The sequence below is a fragment of the Rhodococcus sp. PAE-6 genome, from assembly GCF_025290685.1.
GTDB classification, from domain to species: Bacteria; Actinomycetota; Actinomycetes; order Mycobacteriales; family Mycobacteriaceae; genus Rhodococcus; species Rhodococcus pyridinivorans.
Window position 1 is genome coordinate 235,890 of sequence record NZ_JAOCLZ010000002.1, and the last position, 23,577, is coordinate 259,466.

The 23,577-nt window shown below is 69.1% G+C and carries 13 protein-coding genes; 8 read left to right on the forward strand and 5 right to left on the reverse strand.

Annotation, left to right across the window (positions count from 1 at the left end):
- Nucleotides 1-100 precede the first annotated feature (100 nt).
- The 3 genes from NVV99_RS05640 to entS are packed head-to-tail and all read left to right on the forward strand — an operon-like array spanning nt 101 to nt 10,882.
- The gene (locus NVV99_RS05640; protein WP_024102994.1) at nt 101-9,478 is read left to right on the forward strand and encodes a non-ribosomal peptide synthetase; all 9,378 of its coding nucleotides are present in this window, start codon (nt 101-103) and stop codon (nt 9,476-9,478) included.
- On the forward strand, nt 9,400-9,621 hold the full coding sequence (locus tag NVV99_RS05645) for a phosphopantetheine-binding protein (protein ID WP_006551840.1): 222 nt from the start codon (nt 9,400-9,402) through the stop codon (nt 9,619-9,621). Before NVV99_RS05640 ends, NVV99_RS05645 begins: the two co-directional genes overlap by 79 nt.
- A 10-nt stretch (nt 9,622-9,631) precedes the next feature.
- Entirely contained in the window at nt 9,632-10,882 is a 1,251-nt protein-coding gene (gene entS / locus NVV99_RS05650; protein WP_024102995.1) for an enterobactin transporter EntS, read from the forward strand.
- Between the two features lie 68 nt (nt 10,883-10,950).
- On the opposite strand, the gene NVV99_RS05655 is transcribed toward entS, so the two are convergent.
- Nucleotides 10,951-11,349, reverse strand: coding sequence for a hypothetical protein (locus NVV99_RS05655; RefSeq protein WP_024102996.1), 399 nt, complete (start codon nt 11,347-11,349; stop codon nt 10,951-10,953).
- 74 nt (nt 11,350-11,423) lie between these two features.
- Nucleotides 11,424-12,857: an MDR family MFS transporter gene (locus tag NVV99_RS05660; protein WP_024102997.1), complete on the reverse strand. Its 1,434-nt coding sequence runs from the start codon at nt 12,855-12,857 to the stop codon at nt 11,424-11,426.
- A gap of 108 nt (nt 12,858-12,965) precedes the next feature.
- Here NVV99_RS05660 and NVV99_RS05665 point away from each other — a divergent pair, with 108 nt between their 5' ends.
- The gene (locus NVV99_RS05665; protein ID WP_006551836.1) at nt 12,966-13,853 is read left to right on the forward strand and encodes a phosphoribosylaminoimidazolesuccinocarboxamide synthase; all 888 of its coding nucleotides are present in this window, start codon (nt 12,966-12,968) and stop codon (nt 13,851-13,853) included.
- 6 nt (nt 13,854-13,859) lie between these two features.
- On the forward strand, nt 13,860-16,007 hold the full coding sequence (locus NVV99_RS05670) for a S9 family peptidase (protein ID WP_024102998.1): 2,148 nt from the start codon (nt 13,860-13,862) through the stop codon (nt 16,005-16,007).
- Nucleotides 16,008-16,090: 83 nt separating this feature from the next.
- Here NVV99_RS05670 and NVV99_RS05675 read toward each other — a convergent pair whose 3' ends face one another.
- A complete protein-coding gene (locus NVV99_RS05675) occupies nt 16,091-16,783 on the reverse strand; it encodes a response regulator (protein ID WP_006551834.1) in 693 nt (230 codons plus the stop codon).
- Entirely contained in the window at nt 16,780-18,327 is a 1,548-nt protein-coding gene (locus NVV99_RS05680) for a sensor histidine kinase (protein ID WP_024102999.1), read from the reverse strand. Before NVV99_RS05680 ends, NVV99_RS05675 begins: the two co-directional genes overlap by 4 nt.
- 262 nt (nt 18,328-18,589) lie before the next feature.
- Here NVV99_RS05680 and NVV99_RS05685 point away from each other — a divergent pair, with 262 nt between their 5' ends.
- The 3 genes from NVV99_RS05685 (at nt 18,590) to bluB (ending at nt 21,338) form a co-directional block, all read left to right on the forward strand.
- The gene (locus NVV99_RS05685) at nt 18,590-19,954 is read left to right on the forward strand and encodes a cation:dicarboxylase symporter family transporter (RefSeq protein WP_041803973.1); all 1,365 of its coding nucleotides are present in this window, start codon (nt 18,590-18,592) and stop codon (nt 19,952-19,954) included.
- 228 nt (nt 19,955-20,182) lie between these two features.
- The gene (locus NVV99_RS05690) at nt 20,183-20,677 is read left to right on the forward strand and encodes a glutathione peroxidase (protein WP_019290035.1); all 495 of its coding nucleotides are present in this window, start codon (nt 20,183-20,185) and stop codon (nt 20,675-20,677) included.
- Between the two features lies 1 nt (nt 20,678).
- Nucleotides 20,679-21,338, forward strand: a complete 660-nt coding sequence (gene bluB, locus NVV99_RS05695) for a 5,6-dimethylbenzimidazole synthase (RefSeq protein WP_024103001.1) — start codon at nt 20,679-20,681, stop codon at nt 21,336-21,338.
- Nucleotides 21,339-21,420: 82 nt separating this feature from the next.
- Here bluB and NVV99_RS05700 read toward each other — a convergent pair whose 3' ends face one another.
- A complete protein-coding gene (locus NVV99_RS05700; RefSeq protein ID WP_024103002.1) occupies nt 21,421-23,547 on the reverse strand; it encodes an FAD-dependent oxidoreductase in 2,127 nt (708 codons plus the stop codon).
- Between the last annotated feature and the right edge of the window lie 30 nt (nt 23,548-23,577).

A 23,577-nucleotide genomic window follows, 5' to 3' on the forward strand; every position in this document is an offset into this window, starting at 1 on the left:
GGGCCCGCCCCGCACCACCGACCGAACGGCCCCCGACGTCCCGGCGCGGGGGCCGTTCGCCGTCCGTGCCCGAAATGACCGTCCATACCGAAAGCGACAGATGACCCCTTCCACTGCGCTCGAAGACATCGTTCCGCTCTCGCCGCTGCAACAGGGCCTGCTCTACCTGAGTACCGTTGCGGCGCCGACCGGCTCGACATCCGACGACACGGCTGCGGCCGATCCCGACGCCTACACGGTGCAATCGGTGGTGCGACTCTCGGGGGCGGTCGACGAGGAGCGGATGGCGGCCTCCGCGCAGGCGCTGCTCGACCGTCATCCGGCGCTGCGCACGTGCTTCCGTCCCCGTAAGGACGGCCGTACGGCGGGTCTCGTCGTGTCGGGTGTGGAGAATCCCTGGCGCAGCGAGGATCTGTCCGGTCTCGAACGCGCCGAGGCGGAACGTCGGCTCCTGAGGATCGTCGAGGACGACCTGTACGACTGGTTCGACCTGACGCAACCGCCGCTCGTTCGCTGGACCTTCGTGCGGTTCGGCGCCGACGAGGTGCGCCTGCTGCTCACCGCCCACCACATCGTCGTCGACGGCTGGTCGTCCCCGATCCTCGTGCGCGAGCTGCTCGAGATCTACGCCGCCGGGGGATCGGCGTCGGGCCTGCCGTCCGTGCGCCCCTACCGCGACTATCTCGCGTGGCTCGGGCGCCAGGACCACGAGGCCGCCCGGTCGCTGTGGCGGGAGGCGCTCGACGGTGTGAGCGAGCCGTCGCTCGTGGCACCGCCGGGAGCGACCCGCTCGTCGGAACGCTGCGGCGAACTCGAGGTTCCGGTCCCCGACGGGCTCGGCGCGAAGCTCGCGGAGCTCACCCGCGCGAGCGGCGTCACGCTCAACACGGTGCTGCAGACCGCGTGGGCGATGCTCCTGTCCGGTCTGCTCGGCCGCGACGACATCGTCTTCGGCGCGACGGTCTCGGGCCGCCCTCCGGAACTCGTCGGCGTGGAATCGATGATCGGGCTGTTCATCAACACCGTTCCGGTGCGGGTGCGGCTCGATCCCGCCGCGACCGTCACCGAACTGTTGCGACGCGTACAGCTCGAGCAGTCGCGCACCGTCGATCACCAGTACCTGGGCCTGTCCGAGGTGCAGCGCGCCGTCGGGATCGGTGAACTGTTCGACACCCTCACCGTCTTCGAGAGTTATCCCGTCGACCGCGACGCCCTCGAGCGAGCGCAACGCGCCGGGGGAGTGACGATCACCGGCGTCGACGGACGCGACGCCACCAACTATCCGCTGGTCCTCACGGCCGGCATGTCCGATCGGCTCGTCGTCAAGCTCGACCACCGCCCGTCGCTGATCGACGCGGACGAGGCCGCCGCCCTGGGCGCCCGCCTCGTCGCGATCCTCGAGGCCCTGTGTGCCCGGCCCGATGCGCCTGTCGCCGACCTCGACGTCCTGCCGTCCTCGGAACGGGAACGTGTACTGGGCACCTGGTCCACCGCACCCGCCGCACCGTCGAGCGGCACCGTCGCCGACCTGCTCGCGCACCGGTTCACCACCGGCACCGACCGACCCGCAGTGGTGTGCGGTGAGCAGGAATCGTCGTTCGGTGAACTAGGCACGGCCTCGGCGCGACTGGCGAGGCTGCTCGTCGACCGCGGCGTGCGACCCGACGACCGGGTCGGTCTCGCGCTTTCCCGGACCGGCGCCATGGTCGACGCGATCGTTGCCGTCCTCACCGCCGGAGGCGCCTATCTGCCGCTCGACCCGTCCTATCCCGCCGACCGGTTGAAGCACATGATCACCGATGCCGCACCGCGTCTGGTGATCACCACCGACGCTGTGCGCGCGGGTCTCGGTGAGGTGCTCGACGGGGTCGACGTGCTGGTCCTCGACGACCCGGATGTCGAGTCCACACTGTCGGCGCTGTCGTCGGCTCCGCTCACGGACGCGGACCGGCGCGCTCCGCTCCGCCCGGATCATCTGGCCTACGTCGTCTACACCTCCGGCTCCACGGGTCTGCCGAAGGGCGTGGCCGTCACGCACGCCAATCTCGCCGACCTGCACGCCGCACAGGCCGCCGGGCCCATGCACGCCGCCGGTCGTGCGCCGCGCGACGGGCAGTGGCACGTCCTGCTCACCTACCCGTTCGCCTTCGACTCGGCGGTCGCCGCGCTCACCTGGCTCTTCGAAGGCCATGTGCTGCATGTGCTTCCCGACGACAACCGTGCCGACGTCGACCGCATCGTCGACTACGTGCGCACTCACGGCATCGACTACGTCGACACCGTGCCCGTGCTCATGAACCGCCTGCTCGACGCCGGTCTCCTCGAACCGGGTGGGCACGTTCCCGCGATCGTCACCGTGGGCGGCGAAGCGGTGAGCACCGCGCTGTGGCAGCGACTCACCGCGAGCGACGTGGTGGCGACGAACTGCTACGGACCCACCGAATGCACCGTCGATGCGACTTCCGCGCACATCGCGGGGGACACCGTGACGATCGGCGGTCCCACTCCCGGGACGAGCGTGCGGGTCCTGGACCACTGGCTGCGTCCCGTGCCCATCGGAGTGGCCGGTGAACTGTACGTCTCCGGAAACGGTGTCACCCGCGGATATCTCGGCCGCCACGACCTGACCGCAGCACGCTTCGTCGCCGATCCCTACGGGGTCGCGGGTGCCCGCATGTACCGCACGGGTGATGTCGTGCGCTGGACGGACGACGGCACACTCGGATACGTCGGCCGCGACGACGACCAGGTCAAGATCCGCGGATTCCGAGTGGAACCCGGCGAGATCGAGACCGCGCTCACCGCGCATCCGGCCGTGCGGAACGCCGTGGTGGTCGCACACACCGACCACCGGGGGACCACCCGCCTCGTCGGGTACATCGTCGGCGACGGACCCGACACCGCTGAGGTGCGGGCCGCGCTCGCCGACCGGTTGCCCGACTACATGGTCCCGGCGGTGCTCGTCGCTCTTCCCGTCCTTCCGATCACGGCCAACGGCAAGGTCGACCGGACGGCGTTGCCCGAACCGGACTTCTCGTCCCTGGCGGGTGCCGGCGAACCGCGCACCGAGACCGAGCGGACGCTGTGCGCCACCGTCGCCGACGTCCTCGGCCTCGACCGCGTGGGTGTCCACGACGACTTCTTCACCCTCGGGGGCGATTCGATCGTCTCCATCCAACTCGTGTCGCGTCTACGCGCGGCCGGCCTGCGCGTGACCGCCCGTCAGGTCTTCGAACTGCGCACCGCAGCCGCACTCGCCGCAGCGTGCGAGGCACCCGCCGAGGAACCCCGGCGAGCCCGGACGGCGGCGACCGGCCCGGTGCCCGTCACGCCGATCGTGCACGAATCCCTCGCGTCCGGATCGTTCGACTTGCTGCGCCGATTCACCCAGTCCCGGACGCTCGTCGCCCCCGTCGGCCTGCGGGAGACGGATCTGGTCACGGGTGTGCGGGCACTGCTCGCGGCCCACCCCATGCTGCGCTCGCGGTTCACCGTCGGCGACTCGGGACCGTCGGGGCGTACTCGTCGCGGTGCGACATGGATCGTGCCCGAGGACATCCCGGAGGCCGCGACGCTCGTCCGGCGAGTGGATCACTCGACCACGGAACAAATTTCGTGGAACGACCTCATCGCTGAAGCGTCGGCGGAGGCTGTCGACGCACTCGACCCCGAAGCCGGGGTGATGCTCCGCGTGGTTTTCCTCGACCCGGGACCGCAGCAGGCCGGACGGATCGTCGTGGTCGCGCACCACCTCGTCGTCGACGGCGTGTCGTGGCGGATCCTGGTGCCCGACCTCGCCGGTGCCGTCTCCGCGGCCACCCGCGGGGAGACGCCAGCGCCGGAGGACACCGGGACGTCCTTCCGGGAGTGGGCGGAATCGCTCGTCGAAGCGGCCTCGTCCGAGCGGATCACCGGATCGTGGCCGCTCTGGGAATCCGCCCTCGCCGCCGAGAGTTCGCCCGCGGTGGGAAGCCGCGCCCTGGACCCGCAGCGCGACATCGTGTCGACCTCGGCGTCCGTCGAGATCGACGTACCGGTCGACGTCACCGAACGCATCCTCACCGCGGTGCCGTCCGCCCTCGGTATCGGCACCGGCGATGTGCTGCTCGCGGCCCTCGCACTCGCCGTCACCGACGTCTGCGGCGGATCCGCCCTGCGAGTGCATCTCGAGGGTCACGGACGCGAGGAACAGATCGTGCCTGGTGCAGACCTGTCGCGTACCGTCGGATGGTTCACCTCCCTGTACCCCGTGACGGTCGAACTCGGCGGAGACCGTGCACTCGACGGCGGTGCTCCGCTCCGGGCCGTCGCCCACGCGACCGAATCGCTGAAACGCATTCCCGACAACGGAATCTCCTTCGGTCTCCTGCGTTTCCTCGGTGACGACCGCGACCGCTTCGATGGCTACCGGACCCCGGAGGTGATGTTCAACTACCTCGGCCGGATGACCCTCGGCGATACCGCCGACTCCGCGTGGTCGGCCGCACCCGAGGCGGCCGCGCTCGGTGGTTCCGTCGATCCGGCCATGCCCCTCGACCACGTCCTCGACGTCAACGCGATCACGGAGGACGGACCGGACGGACCCGCTCTCTCGGCGGTGTTCACCTACGCCACCGGTGCTCTCGACGCCGATCGGGCCCGCCGGATCGGGCAGCGCTGGCTCGCGGCACTGCACCTTCTCACCGACACGGTCTCCGGCGGTGCCGTGGGCGTCCCCGTGCCGTCGGTGCTCACGGCGTCCGGGTTGTCCGTCGACGAGGTGCTCGCACTGCACGCCGAAAATCCGGACGGCATCGAGGACGTCGTGCCGCTGACACCCCTGCAGCGCGGCATGTACTTCCTGGCCGGACTGGACGAGCCGTCGGGATCGGGCAGTGTCGCCGAGGGTGTCGATGTCTACACGATGCAGACCGACCTCGCCCTCGACGGCCGCGTCGACGCCGGCACGATGCAGCGCTCGGTGCGTGCACTCGTCGACCGGCACGCCGTTCTGCGCACCGGCTATCGACTCGGCGCAGCGGGCGAACCGATCGGCGTCGTCCGTCGTGCCGCCGAGCCGCACTGGGAGGTCGTCGATCTCGGGACCGTCGAGCCCGGCGAACTCGACACGCGGGTGGCGGAACTGCTCGCCGCCGACCGCACCCGCAGATTCGATCTCGCGGCCGCACCCCTGGTGCGCTTCACGCTGGTGGTCGCGGGACCGACGCGTGCGCGACTGCTGTTCACGATGCACCACCTCGTCTCCGACGGTTGGTCCACCCCGCTGCTCGTGCAGGAACTCCTGCAGATCTACGCCGCCGGGGGTTCCGCCGCCGGACTCGCGCCGGTCGTGTCGTTCTCCGACTACCTCGACTGGCTCGGCGAACAGGACGTCGCGGCCGGTGTCGAAGTGTGGCGCGAGTTGCTCGACGGCGTGGACGAACCCACCCTCGTCACACCGTCCGGTACGGCGCTGCGACCGCAGTTTCCCGCCGAACTGACGGTCGCCGTGCCCGACGGGCTGTCGCGGCGGCTCGTCGAAGCGAGCCGCGCACAGGGCGTCACGGTCAACGGACTCGTGCAGACCGCCTGGGGCCTTCTCGTCGGGTCGCTCACCGGCAGAACCGATGTCGTCTTCGGTGCGATCGTCTCCGGGCGCGTCCCCGACGTGCCGGGCGTGGAATCGATGATCGGCCTGTTCATCAACACCGTCCCGGTACGCGTCCGCACGCAGGCGGGGGAGTCGATCACCGATCTCGTCACTCGCACGCACGGCACCCAGAACCGCGTGATGGACCACCAGTACGTCGGTCTCGCCGACATCCAACGTGCCGTCGGGATCGGCGAACTGTTCGATACCCTCCTCGTCTTCGAGAACTACCCCGTCGACCGCGACGCCCTCGGCGCGGCGCAACGGGACGGCGGCGTGCGGGTCGGATCGGTCGGGGGTTCGGACGCCACGAACTTCCCGCTCGTGCTGGTCGCGGGACTGGAGGACGAACTGCACCTCGGCCTCGAGTACCGGACCGATCTGTTCACCGAGGACGACGCCACCGCACTGGGGGAGCGCCTCGTCCGCATCCTCGACCAGCTCGTCGCCGAGAACCCCGGCACCGTGGCGCAACTCGATGTGCTCACGACCGCCGAGCGGGCCGGTCTGCGCAGCGACCGGTCGACGACCCCCGCGGCCCCGTCGAGCGGAGCGGCGACCGTCGCCGATCTCCTGGCGCGGCAGATCGCCCGCACCCCGCACGCACCTGCGGTGGTTGCCGACGGCACGACACTGTCGTTCGCGGAACTGGGCGGGCGCTCCGCGCGACTCGCGCGGCTCCTCGTCGACGCCGGAGTCGGACCGGAGACGGTCGTGGGACTCGCGCTGCCGCGGTCCGAGCACATGGTCGTCGCGATCGCGGCGGCGATCTCGTCGGGTGGCGTGTACGTGCCGATGGACCCGTCCTATCCGCAGGATCGACTGGCGCACATGGTGTCCGACTCTCGACCACAGGTGATCGTCACGGTCGCCTCGGTTCTCGACGGTATCGTCCCCATCGCAGGCGACACGAGGATCGTGGTGCTCGACGACCCCGACCTGCAACTCGGCGAATTCTCCACCGCCCCACTGACGGATGCCGACCGCCGCGGTGCGCTGCGCCCGCACAACGGCGTGTACGTCATCTACACCTCCGGTTCGACCGGACTGCCGAAGGGTGTCGCGGTCACGCACGCGAACCTGCTCAACCTGTTCGAGAGCCACCGCGCGGATCTCTACGTCCCGACCGTAGCGGCGTCCGGACGCGATTCCGTCGGCGTCGGGCACGCGTGGTCGTTCGGTTTCGACGCCTCGTGGCAGCCGACCCTGTGGCTGCTCGACGGACACACGGTGCACGTCTTCGACGAGGACACCATGCGTGATCCCGAACGGATGGTCGCATACACGCTCGAGCACGAACTCGACTTCCTCGAGGTCACCCCGTCCTTCCTCGACCGCATGCTCGCTGCCGGACTGTACGAGAGCGGACACCGCCCCGCCTCCGTCGGATTCGGTGGCGAGGCAGTCAATCCGGCGTCGTGGCAGCGACTGCGGGAGCTGACCGACGGGCGCGCCTTCAACCTCTACGGACCGACCGAATGCACCGTGGACTCTCTCATCGGGGCCGTCACCGACGCCGACACACCGTGCCTCGGCCGGGCCGTGCACGGCGCCGGCGCGTACGTCCTCGACGCGATGCTCCGGCCCGTCCCGATGGGTGTGGTCGGCGAACTGTACGTCTCCGGTGCCGGTGTCGCCCGCGGATATCTCGGCCGACCCGACCTCACGACGGTGCGGTTCGTGCCGAATCCTTTCGCCGACGACGGCACCCGTATGTACCGCACCGGCGACCTCGTCCGGCGGGTGCGTGGTGCCGATGGCCGGCCCGTGCTCGAATTCCTCGGCCGCGGCGACGATCAGGTCAAGATCCGCGGCTTCCGGGTCGAACTCGGTGAGGTGGAGGCCGCGCTGACCGCGGTGCGCGGGGTGCGGGACGCGGTCGTGGACGCGCACACCGACAGTCGCGGCGTGACACGCCTGGTCGGCTACGTGACCCCCGACGGCGACGTCGATCCGGCGGTGGTCCGTGCCGCGGTCGCCGAGCGCCTGCCCGACTACATGGTGCCCGCCGTGGTGCTGGTGCTCGACACCTTCCCCGTCACCGCCAACGGCAAGGTGGACCGCAAGGCCCTGCCCGAACCGGACTTCTCGTCGCTGGTCGGGGCGCGTGCGCCGCGCACCGGCACCGAGCGGGTCCTCGCCGATCTCGTCGCGGATGTGCTCGGGCTCGACCGGGTGGGGATCGACGACGACTTCTTCTCGCTCGGTGGCGATTCGATCGTCTCGATCCAGCTCGTGTCGAAGGTCCGGGCCGCCGGGCTGTGGATCACCACCCGCCAGGTGATCGAACTGCGCACCGTGGAAGCGCTCGCGGCCGCCGTGGACGACGACACGGGAGACACCCACCCTGTTGCCGTCGGCGAGGCGACGGGGGAGGTGACCGTCACGCCGATCGTGTGGGACACCCTCGAGCAGTGGACGGGCCTGTCCCGGTTCTCACAGGCACGCCTGCTCGTCGCGCCGGTCGGACTCACGCTCGGCGTTCTGCGGACCGCGGTCGAGGCGCTCGTGGCCGCCCACCCGATGCTGCGTTCGACCTTCCGCATCGACGACGAGGGACGGCCGTCGTGGACGGTCCCCGAGACCGTTCCCGACCTCACCGCAGCCGTGCGGCGCGTCGACGCCACGGGCCGGGACTGGGACGAGTTGTTCGACGAGGAGCGTGAGAACGCGTACGCCGCACTCGATCCCGAGAACGGGACGATGGTGCAGATCGTGTGGTTCGACTTCGGGCCGCAGCAGGCCGGACGCGTCCTGATCGTCGTGAACCACCTCGTGGTGGACGGCGTGTCGTGGCGGATCCTCGTCCCCGACCTCGCCGACGCCGTCGAACAGGCCGAACGCGGGGAGACGGTGACCCTGTCGTCGAGCGGCACATCCTTCCGGGTGTGGGCGGACGAACTCGCGAAGGCGGCACGCTCGGAGCGGATCACCGCGTCGTGGTCGGCCTGGCAGCGTGCCGTCGACGCCGACGAACCGATGCTCGGTTCGCGCCCGCTCGACCCGGCACGCGACACCGTCCTCTCGACCCGGTCGACCCGCGTGCAACTGCCCGTCGACGTCACCGAGCGGGTCCTGGCCGCGAACGTCGTCGACGACATCCTGCTCTCGGCCCTCGCCGTCGCGGTGGCGTCGGTCCGGGGTGGCGACCAGGTCCGCATCGACCTCGAGGGACACGGCCGGGAGGAGCAGGTGGTCCCCGGTGCCGACCTGTCGCGCACGGTCGGCTGGTTCACGTCGATGTATCCGGTGACGGTGGATCTGGCGGAGGTCGACGTGGCGTCCGCGTCCCGGGACACCGACGCCGCGGGCGCGGTGCTGCGTGCGGTGGCCCGCGCGTCGCGGGAACGACCCGACAACGGCATCGGCTTCGGCCTGCTGCGTCGACTGAACCCGGACTTCGGCGACCGCTTCGCCCGGTACGTGCCGCCGGCCGTCGTCTTCAACTACCTCGGTCGGCTCACGCTCGGCGAGGCGTCGGGCAGCCCGTGGTCGGGTGCACCGGGCGCCGCTGCGATCGGGGGTTCGGTGGATCCGGACATGCCGCTCGACCACGTCCTGCAGGTGGACGCGATCACCGAGGACACCCCGGACGGCGCGGTTCTGGAATGCGAGTTCGCCGCCGCAGCGGACGTGATCGACGCGGACACGCTCGCCGAGATCGCGCGGATCTGGCAGGAGACGGTGCAGGTCGTCGTCGCCGCGAAAGAACTCACCGGCACCGCTTACCAGGGCACAGCGCCTGCACACATCGAAACAAGGAGAACACCATGCTCGATCGCACTACCGTCCTCGCCGACACCGCCCGGATCCTGGACATCGACGTCGACGAACTCGACCCCTCGGTGAGCCTCGTCGACCAGGGACTCGACTCCGTCCGGCTGATGGCCCTCGTGGAACAGTGGCGTAGCGCCGGCGTCGAGGTCGACTTCGTGGACCTCGCCTCCGCCCCCGACCTCGAGCAGTGGATCGCGCTGCTCACCCGCGGATGAGCGGGTGATCGTGGCCGTCTTCGAGAAGCTCCTCATCGACCTCGACCCGCTGCGGACCAGCCGCGAGTTCCGGTACCTGTTCACCGCACGCGTCGTGTCGCTGTTCGGTCTCGGTTTCCTCATCGTGGCCGTGCCCGTGCAGGTGTACCAGCTCACCGGCTCGACGGCGCAGGTCGCCGCCGTCTCCGCGGTGATCGGTGTGACCACCTTCGGGGCCACCTTCGCGGGCGGGGTGCTCGCCGATCGGTACGACCGGCGGAACGTCATCGCCCTCGCCCGCGGCACCGCGGGCGTCGCCTTCGCGCTGCTGGCGATCAACGCGTTCCTGCCCGAACCGCAGATGTGGGCGATCTACGTGCTCGCCGTCGTCGACGGCATCGCGGGCGGGATCTCGTCGACCGCGCTCATGGCGGTCACCCCCAGCCTGATCCCGCGCGACAAGCTCGCCGCGGCCGGCGCGCTCATGGCGCTGACCGCCGACCTCGGATCCATGATCGGCCCGGCGCTCGGCGGTGTCGTCATCGCCGCCGGTGGTGTGGGTGTGGCCTACGCGCTCGCGGCGTTCACCACGGCGATCACCACCTTCTGCATCACCCGCCTGCCGTCGCTGCCGCCGACGCACGTGGCGGAGGAATCACCGCTGAAGTCGGTGGTGTCGGGTTTCCGGTACGCGGCACACAACCGCGTGGTGGGGCAGGTGCTGATCGTCGGATTCCTCGCGATGCTGCTGTCCGGCTGGGCCGTGCTGATCCCGGAGTTCGCCGACGAGGTGCTCGGCGTCGGACCGTCGGTGGTCGGCCTGCTCTACACCGCACCCGCCGTCGGAGCCGTGGTCGGCTCGCTGACCAGCGGCTGGACCGGCTCGATCCGCCGGTACGGGCTGGTGGTGTACCTGCTCATGGCGGTCTCCGCCGCCGGTCTGGTGGGTGCCGGCGCGACCGGCGTCCTCGCCGTCGTGCTGCTCGGTCTGGCCGCGCACGGTTTCGGCGACTCGCTCGCGGACGTCGTGCGGTACGCGACCGTCCAGCGCAACACCTCCGACGAGTACCGCGGACGGATCGCGGCCGTGTGGGGCGCGCAGGTGACGGCCGGTACCTCCGTCGGCGCGGTCGCGGCGGGCGTCGTGGCCTCGCTGGTGCCGATCTCGATGGCCCTGACCATCTACGGCGTGGCCGGTGTGGTGATCATCGCGATCATGTTCGTTGCGACCCCGACGCTACGGCGGTTCGAGGACACGGGCGATCTCGAAGCTGTGGGCTGACCTGCGGGTCGACGAGCGGGGCCGGGGTGATCCCCGGCCCCGCCTTCGCGTCGATCAGCGCTTTCGCGTCATACCCGTCCGTCGCGCGCCCAGGCCTCCACGGCCGAATACCCTTCGCTGACGCCCTGGGTGTAAGCGACGAGCGCGCCGTACAACCGGGATCCCTCGGTGGCGAGCTCGATGGTGCCCACCCAGTCGGCAGCGCGTGCCATGACGTGCGCGCAGATGTCCTGCCGGTCGCGTGTCGCGGACGACACGATCCGGAACGCCTCGTCGGCGATCCGGAAGGTCTCGGCGACACCGCGCCAGAAAAACTCCGCGTCCATGGCAGAGCGCAGCGACTCGTAATCCGTCGTGTCCTGCATCGCCGTAGCGTGTGCCAGTCGCTGCAGAGCATGCTCCGCAGCTCCGACGGGGAAGTACGTCACGTCGTCGATGGTGTCCTTGCCGCCGCTTGTCGTTCTCACCGCAGAGATGGTGCCCGATCTCGAGCGAATACGAAACAGCTCGTAGGTAACGGTATAGGCACGCGGCGTGTCGCCTACCCGGCCGCCGCCGGACGGTTCGGGATCAGGCACACGCACGACACCAGCAGGACGGCGCAGACCAGAACGGCGACGAACACCGGCGCCACCGAGTCCGCCAACTGCGCCGCACCGGGAGTTCCGGTGACGGTCTCGTCCGCCGCTGCGCCCCCGAGGGCTGCATTGGCCAGCGCACCGAACACCGCCACGCCCACCGCGCTGCCGATCGCACGTGCGAAGGCGTTCGCGCCCGTGACGACGCCCCGCTCGGACCAGTCGACGCTGGACTGCGCCGCGATCAGCGCGGGACTGGCGATCAACCCCATCCCGAGTCCCACGAGCACGCAGCAGAGCGCCACCTCCCCGGGAGCCGAATCCACCCCGACCTGCGTCAACAGCGCCGCGCCGCACAACAGCGGCACCGCACCCACCAGACCGGTGTTGCGAAAACCGATCCGCAGATAGAGCCGGCCCGACTGCGCCGCCGCGATCGGCCAGCCGATCGTCATCGTCGCCAGCGTGAAGCCCGCGACGAGCGCCGTGGTCCCCAGCGCGCCCTGCACGAACGACGGAACGTACGAGGTCAGGCCCAGCACGACCGCGCCCACCAGGCACGACACCGCGCTGGTGGTGACCAGCACACGTCGCGTGAACAGCCGGATCGGCAGAATCGGCTCGGCGGCGCGGGACTCGATCCACACGAACACCGCGATCAGGGCTGCACCGGCGGCGAAGATGCCGATCCCGGTCGCCGACGTCCACGCCCATGACTGCCCGCCCTCGAGCAGGCCGAGGATCAGCAGGGCGGCGCCTACCGCGAGTGTCGCCGCGCCGGCCCAGTCCACGCGCGGTCGCGGTCCCGACGGCGTGTCCTCGCGGAAGTTGCGGACGAGCACCCACGCCGCGAGGGCACACAACGGCAGGTTGATCCAGAAGATCCACCGCCACGACAGGAAGTCTGCGAAGACACCGCCCACGGCCGGGCCGATCACCGCCGACATGCCCCACACACTGGCGAGATAGCCCTGCGCCTTGGCGCGCTCGGCGACCGTGTAGATGTCCCCGGCGATCGTCTGTGCCATCGGCAGCACCGCACCGGCGCCGAGTCCCTGCACCGCGCGGAACGCGATCAGCGCCGGCATGCTCCACGCCACCGCGCACAGCACCGAACCCGCCGCGAACACCCCGATCCCGAACAACAACAGCGGAGTGCGGCCGAAGACGTCGGAGAGTTTGCCGTAGACCGGGACGAGCACCGCCTGCGTGAGCAGATAGGCGGAGAACAACCACGGGAACTGCGTGAAGCCGCCCAGGTCCGCGACGATCGTCGGGATCGCGGTCGCCAGGATGGTGCTCTCGAGCGCCACGAGGGAGGTGGCGAGCATCAGAGCGATGAGGATCGGGCCCCGCTCGGACCCGAACCCGACGTCCACTCGCGACGATGCGGCCATGCCACTCCTGTTCCCACTCATACGTTCGTTGTTCCACCCGGCGGTGAACGAGTGGGATATCCGCCACGGGGTGCGGTACGCCCACTCGATGAGCACTAGGGTGTCAGCGTGCGTCCTTCACTCGAGTCCTACCAACACCTCGCCGGCGGCAAGGTGCGTGATCTGTACGTGATCGACGACGAGCACCTGCTCCTCGTCGCCAGTGACCGGATCTCGGCCTACGATCACGTGCTCGAGACCCCGATCCCCGACAAGGGACGGGTCCTCACTGCGATGAGCGTGTTCTTCTTCAAGCTGCTCGACGCCACCAACAACCACCTCGCGGGAGAACCCGACGACGAGCGTATCCCCGAGGAGGTCCTCGGCCGCGCACTCGTGGTCAAGCGCCTCGAGATGGTGCCCGTCGAGTGCGTCGCCCGAGGCTTCCTCACTGGCTCCGGCCTGCTCGACTACCAAGCCACGGGCTCCGTCTGCGGTGTCACCCTGCCCCAGGGGCTCGTCGAGGCCAGCAGACTGCCCGAACCGATCTTCACCCCGGCCAGCAAGGCTGCGCTCGGCGACCACGACGAGAACATCTCCTTCGACGACGTCGTCGAGAAGGTCGGTCTGAACCTGGCGATGAAGCTGCGTCAGGACACGCTCGATATCTACGACCGCGCCGCCATGTACGCGTCCGACCGCGGCATCCTGCTCGCCGACACCAAGTTGGAGTTCGGTCTCGACAAGGCCGGCAATCTGGTGCTCGCCGACGAGGTCCTCACCCCGGATTCGTCCCGCTACTGGGACGCGAACGAGTACGAGGAGGGCAAGGTTCAGCCCAGCTTCGACAAGCAGATCGTCCGGAACTGGCTCACCGGACCCGAATCGGGCTGGGACCGCGCCTCCGACACCCCGCCCCCGCCGCTGCCGCAGCACGTCGTCGACAAGACGCGAGCTCGCTACATCGAGGCGTACGAACGTATTTCGGGACTGTCCTTCGACGATTGGATCGGCTGACCGCATATGACCTCCTCGAAGATCACTCCGCCGGTCGCGAAGAAGGTGCCGCTCGAGCGCACCCATCACGGGCACACCTTCGTCGACGACTACGAATGGCTGCGCGACAAGAACGACCCCGAGGTCGTCGCGTACCTGGAAGCGGAGAACTCGTACACCGAGGCGCAGACGGAACATCTCGCTCCGCTGCGTGAGGCGATCTTCGAGGAGATCAGGTCGCGCACCCAGGAGACCGACATGTCGGTCCCCACCCGGATGGGTGACTGGTGGTACTACGCCCGCACCGTCGAGGGCAAGCAGTACGCGATCCAGTGCCGGTGCCCGATCGCCGACGCCGACGACTGGACACCGCCCGACGTCACGCCTGGTGTGGAACTCCCCGGCGAGCAGGTGCTCCTCGACGGCAACGTCGAGTCGGAAGGGCACGAGTTCTTCTCGCTCGGGGCGTTCTCGATCAGCCACGACGGCACGCTGCTCGCGTACTCGACCGACGTCGTGGGCGACGAGCGCTACACCCTGCGCATCAAGGACCTCACCACCGGTGAGATGCGGGCGGACGAGATCCCCGGCACCGCACCGGGAGCGACGTGGGCGCTCGACCACAGCCACGTCTTCTACCAGACGGTCGACGAGTCGTGGCGACCCGACACCGTCTGGCGGCACAAGCTCGGCACCTCCGTCGACGAGGACGTGAAGGTCTTCCACGAACCCGACGAGCGGTACTGGGTGTCGATCGGTTCGACCCGCAGCGAGAAGTACCTCATGATCTGGGTCGGCTCGAAGATCACCACCGAGGGATGGGTGCTCGAATCCGAGAACCCCACAGGCGAATTCCGTGTGATCCTGCCGCGCCGCGAAGGTGTCGAGTACGGTGCCGAGCACGCCGTGATCGCCGGTGAGGACCGCTTCCTGATCCTGCACAACGACGTCGACCCCGAGACGGGGAAGAAGGCCGAGAACTTCGTCCTCGCCGAGGCTCCCGTCGACGACCCGTCCGCGCTGCGCACCCTGATCGAGCACCGGCACGACGTGCGCCTCGAGGACGTCGACGCGTTCGAGGGACACCTCGTGCTCGGCTACCGCCGCGAAGCCCTCACCCGACTCGCGGTGTGGCCGTTGACCGACGAGGGTTACGGCAAGCTCACCGAACTCGAGTTCGACGAGGAACTCTTCGCCGTCGGACCGGGCGCGAACCCCGAATGGACCCAGCCCACACTGCGTCTGGGCTACACGTCGTTCATCACCCCGAGCCGGGTCTACGACTACACCGTGAGCACCGGTGAGCTGAAGCTGCTCAAGTCGCAGCCGGTGCTCGGCGAGTTCGACCCGACGCTCTACGAGCAGCGCCGCGAGTGGGCGCCCGCCGAGGACGGCACGAAGATCCCGCTGTCGATCGTCGCGCGCAAGGGCACCCCCGAGAACGCGCCCACGCTGCTGTACGGCTACGGCTCGTACGAAGCGAGCATCGACCCGGCCTTCTCCGTCGCACGCCTGTCGCTGCTCGACCGGGGCATGGTCTTCGCGGTCGCGCACGTGCGCGGCGGCGGCGAGATGGGCCGGCACTGGTACGAGAACGGCAAGTCGCTGACGAAGAAGAACACCTTCACCGACTTCGTGGCGTGCGCGCGGCACCTGATCGACGCCGGCGTCACGAGCCCGGAGAAGCTGGTCGCCGACGGCGGCAGTGCCGGTGGCCTGCTCATGGGTGCGGTCGCGAACATCGCACCCGAGCTGTTCGCGGGCATCCTCGCGAACGTCCCGTTCGTCGACCCGCTCACGTCGATCCTCGATCCGTCCTTGCCGCTCACGGTGATCGAATGGGACGAGTGGGGCAACCCGCTCGAGAACCCGGAGGTGTACGAGTACATGCGCTCGTACAGCCCCTACGAGAACGTCGAGGCCAAGGATTACCCGGCGATCCTCGCGATCACCAGCATCAACGACACGCGCGTGCTCTACGTCGAACCCGCCAAGTGGGTCGCCAAGCTGCGCGCGACGAAGACCGGCGATGCGCCGTTGCTGCTCAAGACGGAGATGAGCGCGGGACACGGCGGTGTGTCGGGCCGGTACGAGAAGTGGCGCGAGGTCGCGTTCGAGTTCGCGTGGGTGCTCGAGACGTCGGGCGCCTGCCGCGCGGAGACCTCTGCGGGCTGAGCTCGGTATCCGCTCGCGTTCTCGCTATTCGCCGCAGCAATTGCCGACGCGAATGACGAACTGTGTAGCCGATAGCAGACCGCTCACCTGCGCAGTTCGTACCGGACCTGAGGCCGGCCGGCGCGGCCGTACTCGGTGATGCGGGTCGCGGCTCCGTCGTCGGCGAGCCGTTCGAGGTAACGCCACGCCGTCACGCGTGAGACCCCCACGGCCGATCCGACTTCCGCAGCGGTTCGCGGCCCGTCGGCGTGATGAAGGAAATCGGTGATCTTCGACAGCGTGTCGGGGGAGATGCCCTTGGGTGTGGACGGACGGGAACTGCTCGTGCGCAGAGCCGACATGGCGCGATCGATATCGTGCTGGCCCGCCGCGGTCTCGGCGTCGCGCAACGCCGAGCGGTAGGCCACGTACTGTTCGAGCTTGTCCTGCAGTGCCGCGAAGGTGAACGGCTTGAGCAGATACAGCACCACACCCCGCGCGACCGCCGTCCGCACGACCTCCAGATCGCGGTTCGACGTGACGGCGATGATGTCGGGACTCGGACGACCGGCGCTCAGGCGTGCAGCCACTTCGAGGCCGCTCGTGTCGGGGAGCCCGATGTCGAGCAGCACCAGATCCACCGGTGTGCCCACCCGCGCAGCCGACGCGACCGCCCGCACGGCGTCGCTACCCGTGTGCGCAACACCTACCACCTCGAATCCGTCCACCCTCCCGACGTATTCGCGGTGGGCCTCGGCGATGAGCGGTTCGTCCTCGACGACGAGCACCCGGATCACGACCGGCTCTCCAAGGGGATCACGGCGACGATCATCGAACCCAGCGACGGTTCGGTGCGCAGAGTTCCCCCGTGACGCGCCACGACCTGGGCGACGAGTGCGAGTCCGAGGCCGCGCTGCTCGGACTTGGTGGAGTAGCCGCGCTGCATGGCCTGGGCCAGCACCTCCGGCGACATCCCCGGCCCGCTGTCGGCGACCTCGACGATCATCGATGAATCCTCCTGGCGCACGGTCACCTCCACCCACGGATCGTCCGACGCATGGGAGGCGTCGATGGCATTGTCGATGAGATTCCCGACGAGAGTGACGATATCGCGCGCCGGGATCGGAACCGGACCGAGTTCCGTGTCGTCGGTGACGGTCAGTTCCACCCCTCGTTCGGCGGCCTCGTCGATCTTGCCGAGCAGCAGTGCCGACAGCGCCGGTTCGTGGACGGCGCCGGTCAGCCTGTCGATCAGGTGCTGGGACACCGCCAGTTCCTGGGTCGCGAAGGCGACCGCCTCCTCCGGCCGGCCGAGTTCGACCATCGTGATGATGGTGTGCAGGCGGTTCGCCGACTCGTGTGCCTGCGCCCGCAGCGACTCGGCGAACCCGCGGACCGAGTCGAGTTCGCCCAGGACACCGCGTAGTTCGGTGTGGTCGCGGAGAGTGACGACGGTGCCGATGCGTCGCCGGTTCCACAGCACCGCATCGCTGTTCACCACCAGGACCCGGTCGCGGGTCAGGTGCACCTCGTCGCGTGCCTCGTCCGCGACGGCGAGTTCGCGCACCGTCGCGGGCAGAGCGTCGAGCTCCACCGCGCCGACGGGTTCCAACCCGAGCAGCCGGCGGGCCTCGTCATTGACGATGTCGACGCGAGGGGAACCGTCGGCGGTGCCGAACACCAGCAGCCCCTCACCGATCGAGTGCAGGACGGCGTCGTGGTGTTCGTACATGCGCCGCAGCTGGTCGGGATCGAGCCCGAGGGTCTGACGGCGCAGGCGCCGCGCGATCAGGTATCCGCCCGCCGCGGTGACCACGAGCCCGGCCGCCACCAGGCCGACGATGCCCGGAAGGCTCCGCACGAAGTTCTCGGCGATCCTCTCCCGTGTCACCCCGACCGACACGAATCCGACGAGCGTGCCGTCGTCGTAGACCGGCGCGATGGTGCGGATCGACGATCCGAGGCTGCCCGTGTACGTCTCGGTGAACGGCGTGCCCGAACGGGCCTCATCGGTGTGGCCCGTGTACGGCAACCCGATCTGCTCCGGCACCGGATGTGTCACGCGGATGCCCTCGGGGTCCACGACGACGACGAAGTCCACCCCTGTCGCCTCGCGGATCTGCTCGGCGCGGGGCTGGAGCGCTGCGGTCGGATCGGGGGAGAGCAACCCGTCCGCGACCTCCGGGAAGAGCGCGGCTGTCACTGCGATATCCGTCACGGTGCGGCGCGTGGCCTCGTCGGCGTCGCGGCGTTCGTCGACGACGATGAGCGCACCCGCCACGATCGCTATCACCGTGAACACCACCAGCTGGAGGATGAGCAGCTGGCCCGCCACGCTCATCGGCGGTCTCGCCTGGCGACGGTTCACCGTTCACCTCCCGTGAACACTATGTACACAAACTTCTCCCGCGGCGACCCGGCCACCACCATGTCCTTATGTGGACGTGATGCCGGTCACCACCCGGGCGCGGAGCGGCCCCTACCAGGGTCCCGTAGTACCCGACCGAACCACGGTCGATTCCCGAGTCCTCGCCGGTGCGTCACCGCATCCCGTTATCCGTGAACATCGCGCGACGAGCCCGCGCATGATCGAAGGGCACTCCATGAGCACCACAACCGTGCGGGGCGAGAAACGCCGCGACCGTACCCACTGGCTGTACATCGGCGTCATCATCGCCGTCGTCGCCGGTATCGCCGTCGGATGGCTGGCCCCCGAGACGGGCAAGTCGCTCGGTGTCCTCGGCACCATGTTCGTCGACCTGATCAAGATGATGATCAGCCCGGTGATCTTCTGCACCATCGTGCTCGGCATCGGGTCGGTCCGGGCAGCGGCGAGCGTCGGCCGGATCGGTGGACTCGCGCTGATCTACTTCGTGGGCATGTCGACCGTGGCCCTCGCGATCGGCCTGGGTGTGGGCAACCTGCTCGACCCGGGTTCGGGGCTCACCCTCGATCCGGCCAACGCCGGCTCGGGTGCCGAACTCGCCGAGAAGGCGCATGCCGCCGGCGGCACCGTCGACTTCATCGCGTCGATCATCCCCACCTCCCTGTTGTCCGCACTGACCGAGGGCAGCGTCCTGCAGACCCTGTTCGTGGCGCTGCTCGTCGGCTTCGCCATCCAGGGCATCGGCAAGTCGGGTGAACCGATCCTGCGGGGCATCGGCCACCTGCAGAAGCTGGTCTTCCGCATCCTGACGATGATCCTGTGGCTCGCCCCGATCGGTGCCTTCGGTGCCATCGCCAACGTCGTCGGCCAGACCGGTCTGAGCGCGGTCCTGCAGCTCGGTGTTCTGATGATCGCCTTCTACCTCACGTGCGTCGTGTTCGTCTTCGGTGTTCTCGGATCGTTGCTGCGAGCGGTCTCCGGTGTCTCGGTGTTCAAGCTCGCGAAGTACCTCGCCCGCGAGTACCTCCTCATCTTTGCGACGTCGTCGTCGGAGTCCGCGCTGCCGCGTCTGATCGCCAAGATGGAGCACCTCGGTGTCCAGCGCACCACCGTCGGCGTGGTCGTGCCCACCGGTTACTCGTTCAACCTGGACGGCACCGCGATCTACCTGACGATGGCCGCCCTGTTCGTGTCCGACGCGATGGGCAGTCCCCTGAACATGGGTGAGCAGATCTCGCTCCTGCTGTTCATGATCGTCGCCTCGAAGGGTGCGGCCGGGGTCACCGGTGCCGGTCTGGCGACGCTGGCCGGCGGTCTGCAGAGCCACCGCCCCGACCTGCTCGACGGTGTCGGCCTGATCGTCGGTGTCGACCGGTTCATGTCCGAGGCGCGTGCCGTCACCAACTTCTCCGGCAACGCCATCGCGACCCTGCTCATCGGCACGTGGACCAAGTCGGTGGACCGTGACCGCGTCGACGAGGTGCTCAGCGGACGGTTGCCGTTCGACGAGAGCATGATGATCGACGATCACGAGCCCGCTCCCGAGCGCGAACCGGCGAAGCTGGAGAAGGTGTCCGTCTGATCCGGCATCCGCTACGACAATGGCTGTCCGCTACGGAAATTTTCCGTAGCGGACAGCTATTTCTGTAGCGACTACGCGCCGGCGGCGTTATCACGACATCCGCCGGCTCGAGGACCTCGACGAGGAGAAGGTCCGGAAGTGGGTGAGACAGGCCGCCGCGCTGCCGGGGGAGAAGATGTAGCACGCCGATGTTCGGGGGAGTGATCGGGCACACGATAGTTTGGATGCATGACCACGCCTCTCCAGGACATCCCGATCAACACCCTCTCGGGTGAACCCACGAATCTCGGCTCGTACGAGGGCCACGCGGTACTCGTCGTGAACGTCGCGTCCAAGTGCGGCCTGACCCCGCAGTACACGGCACTCGAGAAGCTCGCGCAGGAATACCGCGACCGCGGACTGTTCGTCGTGGGCGTGCCGTGCAATCAGTTCATGGGTCAGGAGCCCGGAACGCCGGAGGAGATCCAGGAGTTCTGCTCCGCCACCTACGGCGTGACCTTCCCGCTGCTCGAGAAGATCGAGGTCAACGGCGAGAACCGGCATCCGCTCTACGCCGAGCTCACCAAGCACCCGGATGCCTCCGGCGAGGCCGGCGACATCCAGTGGAACTTCGAGAAGTTCCTCATCGCTCCCGACGGCACGGTCGCCGCGCGCTTCCGTCCCCGCACGGAACCGGATGCGCCCGAGATCCTCGACGCCCTCGAAGAGATCCTGCCGGCCTGACATGTTCGGCACAGAAGCGCGGGACGCGCTGTACGACATCATCCGCATGCGTCGCGACGTCCGTGCAGAATTCAGCGGGGAACGGCTCGACGAGGACACGCTGATGCGCATCCTGCGGGCCGCCCATCACGCACCCAGTGTCGGCAACACCCAGCCCTGGGACTTCGTCGTCGTACAGGACGAACAGCGGCTGAAGGAGTTCGCCGAGCACGTCGCCGGTTGCCGGCAGGCGTTCGCCGACTCGCTCCCCGAGGACCGGAAGAGCACCTTCGACCCCATCAAGATCGAAGGCATCGTCGAATCGGGGACCGGCGTCGTCGTCACCTACGACCCCGAACGCGGCGGCAAGCACATCCTCGGCCGTCACACCATCGACGAATCCGGCCTGTTCTCGGCCGTGCTGGCGATCCAGAACCTGTGGCTCGCCGCGACCGCCGAGGGTCTCGGCGTGGGATGGGTGTCGTTCTACGAGGAGGACTTCCTCGCCGACTTCGTCGGAGTGAGCGCACCCGTGCGTCCCATCGCGTGGCTGTGTGTCGGCCCGGTCACGCGGCTCCAGGAGATACCCGACCTCGAACGGTTCGGCTGGCGCAAGGGGCGCCGGCTCGAGGAGGCCGTGCACCGCGACAGGTTCGCGGCGCCGGGTGACCGGGAAGCCTGATCCGACGGGTGGCGACCGGTTCGTGAGTGCGCGAGCCGGCCGCCACCCGCTGTTTCACAGATCGGTCGCCACCTGCCTGTTTTCAGAGTTCGGTCGCGACCTTCCAGGCACTGTGGATGGCGCCCTCGATGTAGTCGACCCGACCCGCGTCCCCGACGACGCGGACATCGATGTCCGAGCCGGCCAGTTCGTCGGCGAGCGGTGCTGCCGCCGACACATCGGACGCGACCACGACCATGCGGGCGCGTACCGATTTCGTCTCGCCATCCACGGTGAACTCCACCGTCTTCGGGGTGATGCGCTGAACCGTCGCACCACGATGCACCTCGAGGCCGACCTCGCGCGCGTGCTTGACGGCGGTCCACCGGCGCGGCATCGCCATCGGCACCCCGAGCTGCTTCCCCTCGGCGAGCAGCGTCACCCGGCTTCCCCGCTCGGCCATGAACTCCGCGAGTTCGAGCCCGACGAGCGACCCGCCGATCACGACGACGTCCTTCGCCATCGGCAGGAAACGCAGGAACCGCCGGCTCAGATCACGGATCCTCCGAGGGCTCGTGGTGATACCGGCGAGCCTGCCCACCCGGCCCATCACCCGCAGCACCGGGGACTGATCGGAGACGTCGCCCGCACCCGTCATGAGCGCACGCATGCTGTCGCCGGTGTGCACGTGCGGCAAGTCCCCGCCCGGCACGGTGGGACGTTCCCGCACGGCGCCCGTCGCGACGACCACCACGTCCGGCTCCAGGGCGCGGATCGATGCGGAGGTGGCCTCGGCGCCGAGCCGCACGTCGATGCCGAGGCGGGTGACCTCGGCCGTCAGCCATTTCAGCAGCCGCTCGTTGTCGGGGGTGGTGAGGGTCGAGAACCACAGGGTCCCGCCCAGCCGGTCGGTCTTGTCCAGGACGGTGACGCGGTGCCCGCGCTCGGTGGCGACCCGCGCAGTCTCGAGGCCGCCCGGCCCGGCACCCACCACGACGACGTGCTTCGGCGCCGCAGTGCGGACGAACGGCACGAGTGTCTCGTTGCCCAGCGCCGGATTGACCGCACAGATGGGCGTGGCATCCCAGAAGTTCTCCTGCACACACACATAGCAGTTGATGCACGGGCGGATCTGCTCGCTGCGGCCCTGCTTGAGCTTGGCGACGAGCGCGGGATCGGCCAGCAACTGACGTCCCATCGCGACGAAGTCGGTGACGCCCTCGGCGATCATTCGCTCGCCGACCTCCGGCAGCATGCGGCCGACGGTGATGACGGGGATCGACACCGCACGCTTGATGACCGCCGCGTTGTGGGTGTAGTAGCCGACCTTGTCCGGCAACGGGCCGTCGGTGAAATTCGCGAACGCGTTCAGCGCGGTGCCAGTGACGTGGAGGGCATCTGCACCGGCCTGCTCGAACAGCACTGCGGCAGCAGCGGATTCCTCGACGGTCAGGCCGTCCGTCTCACCGTATTCCTGCCCTGCCAGCCGCACGATGACGGCGAGGCGGTCGCCGACCTCGGCCTTGACCGCGCGGATCACCTCGCAGGTCAGCCGGGCCCGGTTCTCCAGCGACCCGCCGTATCCGTCGGTGCGCTGGTTCGTGTAGCGGCTGAGGAAGGCGCCGAGCACGTAGTTGTGGGCGGCGTGGATCTCGACGGCGTCCGCTCCGGCGGCGGCGACCCGGCCCGCGGCCTCGGCGAACATCCGGATCAACCATTCGATGTCGCTCTCGGAGGCCTCGTTGTAGGTGGCCTGCGCGCCACCCTGGATCGATGCCATGCGCTGCAGTTCCGCGGGCGTGCAGTCGGCCATGGCGCTCATGTCGCTCGGCGGCTTCGGGATGCTCGGCACGAGCTGCGTCCGGCCCTGCAGGGTGTCGATACGGGCGACCTTGCCGTGGTGCACCATCTGCACGCACAGTTTGCTGCCGGCCTCGTGGACGGCGTCGGTCAGTGCGCGGAGGCCGGGGATGAACCGGTCCTCGGACAGGCCGGGTTCCTTCGTGCTGGTGCATCCCGCCGGATAGGCGACCGCGCAGCATCCGGTGACGATCAGCCCGGTGCCTCCGGCCGCGCGGGCGACGAAATGATCGATGTCGCCCTGCTCGATCTCCCCGTCCTCGCAGAGGTTCATGTCCATGGCGGGCATCACCACGCGGTTGTCCAGGGTGATCGGCCCGATGGTGCCGGGGGAGAGAAGGCGCGTATAGGTCTGGTTCGGGACTGCCACGCCCGGACGGTATGCCCGGCTCCGTGTGGC